General features: G+C 43.0%; 1 protein-coding gene. It reads left to right on the forward strand.

Annotated elements, in window-relative coordinates; genetic code table 11:
- Nucleotides 1-207 (forward strand): 4Fe-4S binding protein (locus HJY11_RS14950; RefSeq protein WP_208076608.1); only part of this gene is annotated, 207 nt, incomplete at both ends.

Below are 207 nucleotides of genomic sequence, written 5' to 3' on the forward strand. Positions count from 1 at the left end.
TGCCTGATATGAAGTTCAGTATCACGGTTTCTGCTTACGACTGTACAGGATGTGGTTCCTGTGCAAATGTATGTCCTGGTAAGAAGGGCGAGAAGGCTCTTGTTATGGGTAACATGGAAGCGAATGCAGGAGAACAGGTATACTTCGATTTCGGAAGAGAGATTCCGGTAAAACCAGAAGTAGTAGCCAAATTTAAAGAAAATACAG

The organism is Bittarella massiliensis (ex Durand et al. 2017), from assembly GCF_017566145.1.
GTDB classification, from domain to species: domain Bacteria; phylum Bacillota; class Clostridia; order Oscillospirales; family Ruminococcaceae; genus Bittarella; species Bittarella massiliensis_A.